General features: G+C 45.4%; 14 protein-coding genes. 4 read left to right on the top strand and 10 right to left on the bottom strand.

Annotated features, from left to right (window positions below; genetic code table 11):
- Positions 1-80: 80 nt before the first annotated feature.
- The 3 genes from FFM75_RS12820 to FFM75_RS12810 all read right to left on the bottom strand — a co-directional run bounded on the left by FFM75_RS12820 (position 81) and on the right by FFM75_RS12810 (position 4,183).
- Positions 81-2,219, bottom strand: coding sequence for a cation:proton antiporter (locus FFM75_RS12820; protein WP_137629563.1), 2,139 nt, complete (start codon positions 2,217-2,219; stop codon positions 81-83).
- A 30-nt stretch (positions 2,220-2,249) separates the two neighbouring features.
- Positions 2,250-3,149: a UDP-N-acetylmuramate dehydrogenase gene (murB, locus tag FFM75_RS12815; RefSeq protein ID WP_137629562.1), complete on the bottom strand. Its 900-nt coding sequence runs from the start codon at positions 3,147-3,149 to the stop codon at positions 2,250-2,252.
- A 131-nt stretch (positions 3,150-3,280) separates the two neighbouring features.
- Entirely contained in the window at positions 3,281-4,183 is a 903-nt protein-coding gene (locus FFM75_RS12810) for a Gfo/Idh/MocA family protein (RefSeq protein WP_137629561.1), read from the bottom strand.
- A gap of 96 nt (positions 4,184-4,279) precedes the next feature.
- Between FFM75_RS12810 and FFM75_RS12805 the strand changes: the two genes are divergently transcribed.
- Together FFM75_RS12805 and FFM75_RS12800 are read left to right on the top strand one after the other, a co-directional pair.
- Positions 4,280-5,035 carry an exodeoxyribonuclease III gene (locus tag FFM75_RS12805; RefSeq protein WP_137629560.1) on the top strand — a complete coding sequence of 252 codons (756 nt, stop codon included), beginning with the start codon at positions 4,280-4,282 and terminating at the stop codon, positions 5,033-5,035.
- Positions 5,036-5,118: 83 nt separating this feature from the next.
- Complete coding sequence (locus tag FFM75_RS12800) at positions 5,119-5,655, top strand: 3'-5' exonuclease (RefSeq protein WP_137629559.1); 537 nt, start codon at positions 5,119-5,121, stop codon at positions 5,653-5,655.
- A gap of 67 nt (positions 5,656-5,722) precedes the next feature.
- Here the strand turns inward: FFM75_RS12800 and FFM75_RS12795 are convergent, their stop codons facing one another.
- From FFM75_RS12795 to FFM75_RS12780, 4 genes are all read right to left on the bottom strand, one after another.
- A complete protein-coding gene (locus tag FFM75_RS12795; protein ID WP_137629558.1) occupies positions 5,723-6,238 on the bottom strand; it encodes a GNAT family N-acetyltransferase in 516 nt (171 codons plus the stop codon).
- Between the two features lie 6 nt (positions 6,239-6,244).
- Complete coding sequence (gene tsaE, locus FFM75_RS12790) at positions 6,245-6,706, bottom strand: tRNA (adenosine(37)-N6)-threonylcarbamoyltransferase complex ATPase subunit type 1 TsaE (protein ID WP_137629557.1); 462 nt, start codon at positions 6,704-6,706, stop codon at positions 6,245-6,247.
- A 105-nt stretch (positions 6,707-6,811) separates the two neighbouring features.
- Positions 6,812-7,792, bottom strand: coding sequence for a phosphate acetyltransferase (gene pta / locus FFM75_RS12785; RefSeq protein WP_137629556.1), 981 nt, complete (start codon positions 7,790-7,792; stop codon positions 6,812-6,814).
- 22 nt (positions 7,793-7,814) lie between these two features.
- A complete protein-coding gene (locus tag FFM75_RS12780) occupies positions 7,815-8,507 on the bottom strand; it encodes a uracil-DNA glycosylase (protein WP_137629555.1) in 693 nt (230 codons plus the stop codon).
- Positions 8,508-8,623: 116 nt separating this feature from the next.
- Between FFM75_RS12780 and FFM75_RS12775 the strand changes: the two genes are divergently transcribed.
- Both FFM75_RS12775 and FFM75_RS12770 read left to right on the top strand, forming a co-directional pair.
- Complete coding sequence (locus tag FFM75_RS12775; RefSeq protein WP_137629554.1) at positions 8,624-9,493, top strand: Cof-type HAD-IIB family hydrolase; 870 nt, start codon at positions 8,624-8,626, stop codon at positions 9,491-9,493.
- 24 nt (positions 9,494-9,517) lie between these two features.
- Positions 9,518-10,081 carry an LURP-one-related/scramblase family protein gene (locus FFM75_RS12770; RefSeq protein ID WP_137629553.1) on the top strand — a complete coding sequence of 188 codons (564 nt, stop codon included), beginning with the start codon at positions 9,518-9,520 and terminating at the stop codon, positions 10,079-10,081.
- A 39-nt stretch (positions 10,082-10,120) separates the two neighbouring features.
- On the opposite strand, the gene FFM75_RS12765 is transcribed toward FFM75_RS12770, so the two are convergent.
- The 3 genes from FFM75_RS12765 to FFM75_RS12755 all read right to left on the bottom strand — a co-directional run bounded on the left by FFM75_RS12765 (position 10,121) and on the right by FFM75_RS12755 (position 12,950).
- The gene (locus FFM75_RS12765) at positions 10,121-10,618 is read right to left on the bottom strand and encodes a GNAT family N-acetyltransferase (RefSeq protein WP_137629552.1); all 498 of its coding nucleotides are present in this window, start codon (positions 10,616-10,618) and stop codon (positions 10,121-10,123) included.
- Positions 10,611-11,345 carry an amino acid ABC transporter ATP-binding protein gene (locus tag FFM75_RS12760; RefSeq protein ID WP_137629551.1) on the bottom strand — a complete coding sequence of 245 codons (735 nt, stop codon included), beginning with the start codon at positions 11,343-11,345 and terminating at the stop codon, positions 10,611-10,613. The genes FFM75_RS12765 and FFM75_RS12760 overlap by 8 nt, the downstream gene beginning before the upstream one ends.
- Positions 11,346-11,513: 168 nt before the next feature.
- Positions 11,514-12,950, bottom strand: a complete 1,437-nt coding sequence (locus FFM75_RS12755) for an amino acid ABC transporter substrate-binding protein/permease (protein ID WP_137629550.1) — start codon at positions 12,948-12,950, stop codon at positions 11,514-11,516.
- Positions 12,951-13,553: the final 603 nt, after the last annotated feature.

Raw genomic sequence — 13,553 nt, 5'->3', positions numbered from 1 at the left:
GCAAGTCCTAATTGTTCACTATAAATACTATTCTAACATTATTATAACCGAGAACTATTACTTTGCAATAAGTAAATCAATTATTCCTCGTCCGCTTCCCCGTCGTTTAGCATTAACAGATTTTCCGAATAATTAATAAACTGACGCAACCTAGCAGCCGTGCGTAAGCTGATTTGACCACTCTCTAGCAAGTGTTGGACGCCAGCTCGTTCAGCCCCTAAACTTTTAATGCGTAGTCCTTGTATTTGGCGTTCATAGTCGGCACGTGAAATACTATGCCCTGGTTTGGCACTTTCTATCCGATTCCGGTAATGCACAATCAAATGATACAACGCCTGGCGATCGAATTGTTGTTCATCAACGCTGGCCTGTTTCAAATATTGAGACAACGACTTGATGGCGGCTTTTGAAGCCACGCGCTGAATCGTTAACTGTTCCGCTCGTAATTTATCACTATCAGCCGGTGCTAACCATAAGCGTAAACCTTGCATGCCCCGATTAAACATTAATCGTAACGAACGCAACGTCGGCAACCCCGGTTTATGGGCAGCCTGTGATAACCGTTGTTCCCGCTGTTCAATCCGCCGCAGGTAATTTTGCGCACCCAATCTTGACACTTCGTGATCGGTCAACATTTGTTGGACAGCTTGACGTTCCCCCGCCAAGGCGACCAACCGCAGTTGCATCTCATCTGTCAGCATCGGTTGAAGCTCATCTTCAGTTTGTGACGCCACTTCTAATCGCCGAATTTGGAATTGTTGATCCAAAATCAAATCATAGGCCGCACGTTGATTTTCCGGCCGCCGATGTTCTTCGATATTTTGGATGGCTAATCTTAAAATATAAATCCGGGCTTGTTTGTAGTTGATTTGTTGTGGCGCATCACTATCACCGGCTGGTGCCGACTCATCATCCGCCCCAGCAGCAATCACGGCGTCATCCTCATCTAAACTAGACCCCCGGGTCACGAATGGTAGTGATTTAGCCGCCATTAATGGCAAGATACCGGCTGCGGCAACTAGACTCACAATAATGACGCCGGCAGCAATAAACAGCACTAACGACCGTTCCGGAAACGCTGAGCCACTGGCAATTACCGTTGGAATCGTAAAGACCCCCGCCATCGTAATGGCCCCGCGGACACCGGACAACCCGGATAAGGCCGCGATACGTAGACTTGGCCGCGTCTTTTGATGATCCTTCAACCAAATGATCAACATGTAGCCATACGTCCAAGCCACCCGAATCAATAGCAAGATGCCCCAAACGATCAAGACATCAAAAATTGCATGAAAGGTATTCGTATGATTGCCTTCAATCGTCGCTTTAGTGGCGACTGGCAATTCAATACCCAAAATCAAAAAGACGATCCCGTTTAATAAGTACACAATAATATTCCAAACTTTTTCAGTCACTAAACGCAATTCTGGCGCATCTTCAACCTCATGCGAGTTTTGCACATGGCCTAAGACCCCGGCTGCCACCACGGCGACCACACCCGAAGCATGGAACCATTCTTCGGCGATAAAATAAATGGCAAAAGGCGTTAGGATTTGTAATACGACGTTAAAGACGGTGTCGTTAATGCCCTCGCGCCGTAAGACGTCACGGATCAATTGAATCAAGGTCATTAAAGCCAAGCCCACCGCCAAGCCAACTAAACTAATATAGAAGAAATCGCCGATGGCTTTGCCCAATGCAAATGACCCCGTTACGGCCGCTGCTAAAGCATACTTAAACCCAATCAGCCCACTGGCATCATTGATCAAGCTTTCGCCACTGACCAAGTGCAAGATTTCTTTTGGGAGTTTGACCCCTTCAGAAATCGATTGCACCGCCACTGGATCGGTTGGTGATAAAATGGCCGCCAGTGCAATACTGACCGCTAATGGAATTGCTGGTATCAAGACATGTATTAAAAATCCACCTAAAATCGTGGTAATAAAAACCAACACAATGGCGTTTGCAAAAATCGCCCCACGTAGTTCCCACAATTCACGTTTTGGAAATTGTCTGCCATCGTTGTACAGCATCGGTGCAATGAAGACTAGCATGAACCAATCTGTCTGCAATTCAACTTGTACATTTAATAATAAAGCCACTCCTAGACCCAGCCCGACTTGAATCAAACTGACCGGGATTGCGACTAGATAGTGGCTTAACACATTCGATAGCAGCACCAAACATGCCAATAAAATAACTAATTCAATAATTGGCATTTAACAGTGTTGCCTCCTTTGTTCAATTAATTAGGCATCTTCCCCGATAATCCGAACTTCGGTTTCGAGATGGACCCCAAACTTTTCAAAAACGACCGTTTGAATATGATGGATCATATCCATGTAATCAGTCGCGGTTGCATGATCAACATTAATAATAAACCCGGCGTGTTTCTTCGACACTTCAGCGCCACCCATGCGTGTCCCTTGTAGCCCGGCATCATGGATTAGTTTACCAGTAAAGTAGCCTGTTGGTCGCTTAAAGACACTTCCACACGATGGCCATTCTAGTGGTTGTTTCGACGCACGTAAGAAGTTCAATTCATCCATCCGTGCTTGAATTTTAGGTTGTTCACCTGGTTTCAGATTAAACGTCGCTGAAACCACGGTATCATGATAATCTTGCACCGTACTGTGCCGATAACCAAAGTCTAAAGCTTCATTGGATAGGGTCTTCAATTGCCCATCGGCCGTTAAAACGGTGACTTCTTCAACAACTTCGCTGATTTCGCCACCATAAGCACCAGCATTCATAAAGATGGCCCCACCAACACTACCAGGAATCCCTGCCGCAAATTCTAAGCCAGTCAAGCTCGCCTTGCAAGCGGCCTTAGTCGCATCGATCAATGCCGCCCCAGCTTCAGCGACAACCTTAGTTTCACTCGTGTGGATTTGATTCATCTTGGTTAAAATCAACGTCAATCCCCGAATGCCACCATCTTTGACGATTAAGTTACTGGCATTACCAATGACCGTCAATGGCATTTGTTGGGCATCCGCATATTCAATTAACGTTTTCGTTTCACTAATAGATTTAGGAAACGCGACATAATCGGCCGGTCCCCCAGTTTTTGTATTCGTATAATGACTTAGGGATTCATCTTTTTTAATTTCAATGGCTGGAAAAGTCGCCAACACATCTTGCGTCATAAGTTGAGGTTCCTTTCAAATTTCGATTTAGCGTGGACTGAACTGAGCTTAAGTCAGGCCGGCAGACAGCCGTTACGCCCACTAATTCACTTTGTCACAATGGCCAGTCCATTGATTAATAATAGCACTTTTTAGTCGCTTAATAAATGACGACACACCGCGTGACTCGTAATTGCTGAAGTCGGGTCAATTGGATTAGGACCATGCGTCGCAACGGCACTTAAAAAGGCACGAATCAATGGGGCAAAGCCACGTTTTTCTAGCGTTGGTTCCCAATCTGGAAAGGCCGCGGTTTGCGTTTGCGCGGTTTTGGCGGTGGTTATCGTACTTAAATCATTCACCGTTGCGCGCTGCGTCGTGGTTTGAACCGTTGCTTGTTCCAAGTTCACGCCGCCAAACATATTAGTCACCACTGATAATTGTTCATGCGCCGTTTGGGCCATAAAATACCCTTGGCCGAGTTTATCGTCAGCGGTTGGCACAATCCGCCCACTCGTTGACACTAACGGTTCATCTAACAAGAATAAGCCCGTATCGACGGTATGGATCATCAAGTCAAACACCGCCGTTTCAATATCTTGACCACCGGTTTCACGAACTTTTTCGGCCGTGATCATCCGCTTGTCAGGCAGTGCTTTTAATTGCTGATTCAATGGGGCAAAGCGGCGATTAAACCCACATGTTAACAATAAATGCCGTGCCGCCGCTAAATCATATAAACTTTGGACTTCATTCAAATCAGTTGACACTGGTTTGTCCACATAGACATTCACATCAGCTAATAACAATTGTTTGATAATACTAGCATGAGTCGCCGTTGGGGTGTGAACAAAGACCGCCGCGGGCTTTTCAGCTAGCAAGTCATCCAAGCTGGCATGGGTATGTGTAAACCCGTATTGACGCGCTAATTGGTCCCGTTTGTCAGGATTACGCGTCGTTAAATGAAACTCATATTGATCCTGCATCGCCGCCATCACTGGTAAATAAGCCTTCTGTGCAATATTACCTAAGCCTAGAACCCCAATTTTTAACATGTCGATTCCTCCGTTTTCAACCGCTGAATGCGGTACAATTAATTTATTAAAATCATTTCAAAAACCTCACTAGAAAGAGAAAGGCGTTGCTATTTAATGAAATTTATCTCGTGGAACGTCAACGGCTTACGAGCCGCTGTTAAACATGGCTTTGAAGATGCCTTTGCCAACTTCGACGCTGACTTTGTCGGTATTCAAGAAACCAAACTACAAGCTGGTCAAATCGACATCGACTTTCCCGGCTACTATCAATATTGGAATTATGCCGAACGTAAAGGCTATTCGGGGACAGCGATTTTTACCAAGCACAAACCATTAGCCGTGACTTACGGTATTGGTGTCCCGGAACATGATACTGAAGGCCGCGTCATCACGCTTGAATACCCTGATTACTATTTTATCACCTGTTACACCCCTAATTCAGGCGGTGAACTCAAACGGCTCGACTACCGCCAAACTTGGGAAGATGCTTTTTTGGCTTACGTTAATGGCTTAAACGCCAACAAGCCCGTTATCTTCTGTGGTGATTTAAATGTGGCCCATGAAAATATTGATTTAAAGAACTGGCGCAGCAATCATCAAAGCGCTGGCTTTACGGATGAAGAACGGACTAAGTTCAACACATTGTTGGCAAGTGGCTACACCGATACGTTCCGCCACTTTTATCCCGACCAAACTGAGATCTATTCTTGGTGGAGTTATCGCGGCCAAGCCCGGGCAAACAACTCTGGTTGGCGAATCGATTACTTCATCACCTCAAATCGTTTGGTCGACCGTTTGATCAACGCCCGTATTTTAACGACCGTTACCGGCTCTGACCACTGCCCGGTTGAACTAGATATTCGCCTTTAACACCGAGCAAGCCGCTTGAATCCGGCCACCAACCTCGGTATGATGAGCATACCTACTTTTGTCATAGAAATGAGTTGAATTGATTGAACTTTGTTGCAATGGACTTTGAAACGGCTAATGCGAAACGCGATAGCGCGTGTTCATTAGCCTTAACGATTGTCCGTGATAGTCAAGTCGTTGATGAATTTTATACCTTGATCAAACCAGAAGGCGACTTTTTTTGGCGAAACGTCCAAATCCATGGCATTCACGCCGAAGATGTGGCGACGGCACCAAAATTTCCAGCTGTCTGGGCCCATATTGCCCCATTTTTCCAACGTGACCGCCTCGTCATTGCCCACAATGCGCCCTTTGACACGAGTGTCCTGCGGCAAACTCTTGCCCACTACGGTATGAGTGCCCCAGAATACTTATCAATGGATACGGTCAAAACGAGTAAACAATTCTTTCCCGAATTGCCTAATTACAAACTAGATACAATGTGTCGGGCCTTAGATATTGAACTCGAACATCATCATAATGCACTTGATGATAGTTTAGCTTGTGCCAATATCTTGATTCACGAAGCCAATCAATTTGGTGCCGAACGCTTAAAACCATTCGTCCGGGTCCAAGGCTAGTAATCGGTTACAACCTGACGAAAAAAAGTGACGTCTGAGCGGTCAATAACCGCGAGACGTCACTTTTTTAAACCGTTAACGTCATATCAATTGCCGGCACTTGCGCACCAGTTGGATCCACAACCAAATATGGTTGCGCAGTAACCGTCGTAAATCCCAAATGCTGGTATAACTTCACTGCTCGATCATTACGCGTTTGCACCGTCAAAAAAAGCGTCTTCAACGTGCTAAAATCTTGAGCCCATGCCATTAATTCTTCAACCAAGGCACTCCCTAGACCGTTGCCCCAGTAGGATTTAAGCACGGCTACGCCAACTTCACCACGTTCAGGTACCAAGGCATCTGTCGCTTGAACCGTGCCGACACCAATCAACTCAGCCCCTAGCGCGGCCACAAAAATCGTATTCGTCGTGGTGCGGGTGATCTGTTCGATTTGCGCGCGCTCATCAGCTTCACTGAATTCTCCCAAGCCGTCATCCACCGTAAAGGTATTGGATTCGGTCGCCAACTGACGCAATAATGCTAATAACTGTGCGGCATCGGCGGGTTCCGCCGGACGCACATCGACTACTTCCGCTGCCATGCTTGGTCACTCCTCTAATTGGTCAACCAGCTTTTGATAGTGGTCACCGTGGGCCGTTAAGGTGATCGTGCGGGTATCGTCTTGGGTATCCGAACGACTCAAAGCAATCCGTAAATACGTTGCTGGGAGTAACTCACTAATGAACTCAGACCATTCGACCACACTGACACCATCGCCATCAAAGTATTCATCTAATCCTAAATCTTCAGCACCGCCATCTTCTAGCCGGTACACATCCATGTGATACAACGGCAACCGTCCTTGGTGGTATTCTCGGACTAACGTAAAGGTCGGGCTCTTTACATTGGCATCAATGCCTAAACGTTTCGCCAATCCCTTCGTAAACGTCGTCTTACCGGCGCCTAAGTCCCCATCTAATAAAATTAAATCACCGGGTTGCACTAATGCCCCAAGTCGGGCCCCAAGTGCCATGGTTTGTGCCGGTGATGTGACTGTCATTGCTTCCATACTGTGTGTCCACATCCTCTATTTAATTGAACTCACTTCATTATAAAAAAAACGACGGAAACTTCAAAGTACAAGCTCTGAAGTTTCCCCCGCTTAACAAACTAATTAGGCTTCTAACCCTTGGGCCGCTGTGATAATGGCCACTTTATAAACATCTTCTTCACTAGCCCCACGTGACAAATCAGAGACTGGCTTGTTCAAGCCTTGCAAGATTGGCCCGACGGCTTCAAACCCACCGAAACGTTGGGCAATCTTGTAGCCGATGTTCCCAGATTGCAATTCTGGGAAGACAAAGACATTGGCATGGCCGGCAACTGCGGAACCTGGGGCTTTTTGCAAGCCAACTTTTTCCACAAAGGCCGCATCAAATTGGAGTTCACCATCAATTGCTAGTTCTGGTGCTGCTGCTTGTGCTTTAGCCGTCGCTTCTTGGATCTTAGTGACCATCTCACCTTTAGCTGAGCCTTTAGTTGAAAAGCTCAACATGGCCACTTTAGGATCGATATCAAAAACTTTAGCCGTATGCGCACTTTGCGTCGCAATTTCAGCTAACGTATCAGCATCTGGGTCAATGTTGATGGCACAGTCTGCAAAGACATAACGTTCGTCACCTTTTTGCATGATAAAAGCACCACTGATTCGATGTGACCCAGGCTTGGTTTTAATGATTTGTAACGCTGGCCGCACAGTATCACCCGTTGGATGAACTGCCCCAGAAACCATCCCATCGGCTTGACCCATATAAACGAGCATCGTGCCAAAGTAGTTTTCATCAAGCAACATTTGTGCCGCTTGTTCAGGCGTATTCTTACCCTTACGACGTTCTACTAGCGCATCTAACATGGCTTGCTTGTCAGCAGCCGGATATGTGGCGGGATCTAAAACTTGTACCCCGGTTAAATCTGCATTTAAGTCAGCCGCAACCGCCTTAACTTGGTCAGCAGCCCCTAAAATGATGGGGTTTACTAACCCATCGGCGGCTAACCGTGCAGCAGCGCCGACAATGCGGGGTTCGGTACCTTCGGGAAAAACAATGGTTTGATGCTTGCCAGTAATCTTTTGTGCCAATGATGCAAATAAATCCATGAGATGACCTCCAGTAAAATAATTAATTTTCGCGTTGGACGTGTTCAGGAAGTTGCCAGTTGATCGGTTGTTCACCCAATGCGACTAATGCTTCGTTCGTCTTAGAGAACGGTTTAGAGCCAAAGAACCCACGGTAAGCTGACAACGGACTCGGATGTGGCGATTGTAACACCACATTGGTCTGCGTATCGATCAACTTAATCTTGGACCGGGCCGCTTTGCCCCACAAAATAAAGACGACCGGCGTTGGCCGTTCTGATAGCCGTTGAATCGCAACATCAGTCAGCTGTTCCCAGCCCCGACCAGCATGCGAAAAAGCCACGCCATTTTGGACGGTTAGCACTGAGTTCAACAGCAAGACCCCTTGCTTGGCCCAAGCCTCTAAGTACCCATGATTGACCGGTGTACAACCCACATCGTCTTGTAGTTCTTTATAAATATTGACTAACGATGGCGGTACTTGTACACCTGGCAGCACGGAAAAGCTCAGTCCGTGCGCTTGATTAGGACCATGGTATGGATCTTGACCTAAAATGACAACCTTCGTATCAGCAAACGGCGTCCATTCAAAGGCCTGAAAAATATGATACATATCGGGATGAATATTTTTCGTCCGATATTCAGATTTTAAAAACTCATGTAATTGTTGGTAATACGGCTTTTCAAATTCTGGTTCCAGCACGTCCCACCAATCAGTATGAATAAACGCTTTCATCCTTAACACCTCTTGATTTATTGTAGCATACTCAAAACCAGTAATGATAATAATTCTGAATTAGCCCCTAAACATGGTAAAATAGTCTTAATTAAGACAACTAAGGATGTGACAAGATGATTTCGATTATTGCTTCTGACATGGATGGCACGTTATTAAACAATGAAATGACCGTTTCAGACTTTAACGCCAAAGCCATTCTCAAAGCCCAACAGCAAGGCGTCCACTTCATCGTCTCGACCGGTCGGCGTTACTCGGAAGCCCAACCATTAATTGCGGCTCAAGGGATTACGGCACCACTGATTACGTTGAACGGGGCCGAAGTCTATGATGCTTCTGGCAAGATGCTCGACATGGTCCCCATTACAAAAACCGTTTCGCGCGCGATTTTCCACACCCTCACTGCACAAGGCTACTACTTTGAAGTCGTCGGTAATGACGGGGTGTACTCCAATAATAAAGTCAAACGGATTGAAGAAATCGCGTACTTATTAACTAACTTAAATCCAGACACGTCCTTTAAGATCGCGATTTCCTTAGCATCGGCGCGTTTAGAATTAATGGATATTAATTATGTTGATAACTATAACGAACTACTAGATGATCCGAAAAAACATGTCATGAAGATCATCGCCTTTAGTCAAGAAGGTCCAAAGAAATTACAACCATTATCGGATGAATTATTAGCCAAGCATTCATCGATCAAGATTACCTCATCATCACGGTCTAACATTGAAATCAACAACGTTAACGCCCAAAAAGGGATCGCCGTTGAACGTTATGCCAATATGTTAAATACCCCGATGAGTGATGTGATGGCCATTGGCGATAACAACAATGACGTTTCAATGCTAAAATTAGCCGGTACCAGCTATGCGATGGGCAACGCCACCGTCGAAGTCAAACAGTTAGCCAATCATTTAACTGATACTAACGTTAATGACGGCGTCGGCAAAGCCATTTTAGAAGTACTCGCCAAGCAATAGGTTATCGGGAAACGGGGGTTGGCAATGCGCAAACTATATTTCAGCCGCAATAGTTTCGCCAAGGGCGCGCGAATCGTGCGTGACGCACATGACCAGTCACACTACTTGCTCGTCGGCCGCTGGGGGCGACGACAAGATGCACTGAGTTTATATGCGATCCAAGGGGAACTACTTGCCGAAGTGAAACAAACCTCACTCGGGCTCTTACCGAAGTTTGAGTTATATTACAATCGGCAAAATGTTGGCTCAATTAGTAAAACTCTAGGTTTTTGGCATGAAATGATCTACGTCCGCAAATTACGTTGGATCGTCATGGGCAGCCTAAGTACTGAAAATTACCGAATTTATCACGGCACTGAACTCGTGATGACCATGCGACCCGTGGTCACAACCAATGGCGAAGCCTTTGAACTCGCCATTACCGATGAAGCCACTGAACCATTGTGCCTTTGCATTGCAGCGATTTTAGACCACTGGCAAAAGCCAACTAATCGGGCCCGCACGCGGCTCCCCGAAAGTGGTTATAATGTGACTTTTGGTGAAAGCAACTATACGTTACACGCACATGATAAATTACCACAACCGTAAAAAAGTCGTTCACACCATCATTGATGTGAACGACTTTTCTTATGCGTTTAATTGATAAATTTGCTCGTGTAAACACTCACCAGTTGGTAACGTATCGGTTTTAGTTTGACCAGTCAAGGTGAACCCTGCACGTTCATAAAACCGGCGTGCCACACTATTTTGTGTTAAAACCGCCAGTTTAACTGGTACGTCCGCTGGTAGTGTTGCTAAGGCCGCTTGTAACAACCGGTACCCCACGCGTTGCTGCTGATAGGCCGGCAAGACATACAGTGAATAAATTTCACTTTGTCCCTGCCAACTCGGTAACCGGGCTGGGCCAGCCGTACAGACCCCTACCAACTGTTGGTCAGTCGTGACCGCTAGTTGCATGTAGTGCCAACGTTTAGCCGGTTGCCACATGGCTGGCGTTAATGCAGCCAAACTAGCCGCCGAAAGTTGGTCTTGATAGGCTGCTCGCCAAACGGTTAAATACAGGGTCGCAATCGCCTCAAAGTCATCCCACGCTGTCGCCGGTCGAATTTGAATCGCCTTAGACATTAATGACTTTGTTTAAGAAGTCTTGCAGCCGTGGACTCTTCGGATGTTCAAAAACATCTTCTGGTTTACCGGTTTCTTGAATCAAGCCATCGGCCATAAAGACGACCCGGTCAGCCACTTCTTTAGCAAAGCCCATTTCATGGGTCACGACAACCATCGTCATCCCATCCGCGGCCAACTTCTTCATAACGTCCAAAACATCGCCGACCATTTCAGGATCTAACGCTGAGGTGGGTTCATCAAACAACATAATCTTTGGTTTCATCGCTAAGGCCCGCGCAATGGCGACCCGTTGCTTTTGCCCACCAGATAAAGATTTTGGCATGGCATCGGCTTTATCCGCCAAACCAACCGTATCTAACAAGTGCCGCGCGGTCTTTTCAGCTTCGGCCTTGGATTCTTTGCCTAACTGCACTGGTGCCAAGGTAATATTTTGTAAGACCGAGAGATGTGGAAATAAGTTAAAATGTTGAAAGACCATCCCGATATTTTCGCGAACCAAGTTAATATTAGTCCCTTTATCTGACAAGTCATAACCACTGATTACGATTTGGCCTTTAGTTGGGACTTCCAAATCATTCAAGCACCGTAAAAAAGTACTCTTCCCTGACCCGGATGGGCCAATCATACAAACGACTTCGTTGTCTTCAACTTCAAGGTTTAATCCCTTTAAGACTTCATTATCGCCATAGCTTTTGTGTAAATCTTTAACAACCACTTTCGCCATACTAGTTGAACCTACTATGCAATATATAGAGCAATGTCGGCAATCAGACTTGATTGTGACATCTAGAAAGCTTACATATTTCCTTTCATGATTGTACTGACTGATACGCTTTTAAACGACCTATCTCTATATTAACTTCCTACTAGGCCATTACGAGATGAATGCTAACTAGTTAATCTTCTTTTGGACCCAATTAGACAACCACGTTAATAAGGTAATGATGATCAAGTAAATAATCGCAATCATTAACCAAATCTTGAACCCTTCAAAGTTCCGGGCAATAATCAACGTCCCAGTTTGGGTCAATTCAACGATCCCAATAACTGACAAGATCGACGTATCCTTCAACGTGATGATGAATTGGTTGATAAATGATGGAATCATGATCCGAATCCCTTGCGGCATAATAACTTTGCGCATCGCCGTCCAATATGGTAGCCCTAATGAGCGAGCCGCTTCCATTTGACCATCATCAACGGCTTGGAACCCACCTTTAACAAAGGCCCCGGTATACGCCCCTTCATTCAGCATCAAGGTAATCATCCCGGCAACAAAGGCGGGAATCTTAAACCCATGCCCTATCAAATCTGGGAACCCAATATAAATGAAGAAGGCCAACACCATTAATGGCATCCCCCGGAAAATATAGATGATCGTACTTGAAATTGCTGGGCCTAACTTCCCAGGCATAACGCCTAAGACCCCGAGGACTAGCCCCATAATCGTGGCTAAAATAATTGAAATAATCGTTAATTCCAAGGTCATCCACAACCCACTACCAATGGTGCTTAGGTTTTGGGTGAACAAGCCAACAAATGTCCGACTGCTAGCTGTTTCACCAGTTAAGGATGATTCACTGGAATGTAAATATTTGTCGACAATCTTTTTGTAAGTGCCATCCGCTTTGATGGCTTTCAAGCCGGCATTGAATTTCTTCAATAAAGCGGCATTCTTGCCCTTCTTAACGGCAAAGCCATAGTCACCGGCTTCATATTGCTTAGAAACGATCTTCAGTGCAATCCCATTTTTAATCCCGTAAGACATGACAGGATAATCTTCAAAACAGGCGGCTGAGTTACCGACTTTGACATCATTATACATGTTGTTTGAATCATTGAAATACTTAATTTTAAACCCATATTTACTTTGAATCGATTTGGCATAAGTAGCCCCGGCAGTCCCGGTCTTTAAAGCCACGGTCTTACCTTTTAACTGACTAAAGTTCTTGATTTTACTATCTTTGGCCACGGCCATGACGACCCCAGACGTATAGTAAGCATTTGAAAAGTCGAAGGTCTTTTTCCGTTCGGGCGTGATGTTCATCCCGGCGATGACCCCATCCACTTGGTTGGCACTAAGTTGCTGTACGGCGGCCCCAAAACTGATCGCTTTTAACTTATAATTGATATGCTCTTTTTTGGCAATCGCCTTTAAAATATCGATATCAATCCCTTTATATGTACCACCCTTAGCCTGAAACTCAAATGGGGCAAACGTGGTATCCGTCGCAATGGTGTAAGTTTTCGCTTGAGCATTGGCATTTAACGTGAACCAACTCCCAACGGCTGCTAACAACATGACAACTGCAACTTGCCATTTCTTCATGTGGTGACCTCCTAATTCATTCTACCGCTACGGTATGTCATAAAATATAACATAGACTTTCGAAATCTGCTAATTCGTTTTGTCATAATATTCTAATATTAATTTAATGATGACGGTATCATTTATGTTTTACTTAATTTTCTTAAGTAAACTCAGCTATTCAAATTAAGATTCCGAAGAAAAGACCGATTTTTTACGTTTTTTAAGTTTTTACGGTTAACCTGGCTAACACTGCCTGCCAATTACTCAAGCTAACGGACAAATCAGGTCGGCTTTAGGTTAGAAACCAGCCACTGGCTAGTACGTTTAAATGCCCCTATTGGCTCGCTGGTGGCTGGCTATCGCGCAAACTGAGCTATTGGCCGTCTTCACGCTAATGTCGCTGCTCATCGTCATGATGAACAGGGGTTAAGCTTATTTGGTGGCGTCGCGCTAAAACGCAAGGGCGTCCTTATTTCGTTCAACGTGCAAATAGGTGTCCCGACATAGCATCAACCCAGATTTAAAATCAGCGTTAGTAGCATAAAAAAGAGGCTGTGACATAACTAGCCTCTGTACAAGTAAATGGGACGAGAAACCGAATTTTGGTTTCTCGTCCCATTT

The organism is Lactiplantibacillus daowaiensis, from assembly GCF_005405085.1.
GTDB lineage: Bacteria > Bacillota > Bacilli > Lactobacillales > Lactobacillaceae > Lactiplantibacillus > Lactiplantibacillus daowaiensis.
The sequence above is the reverse complement of the archived record's forward strand: the minus strand, read 5'-3'. Positions and strand labels throughout refer to the sequence as shown.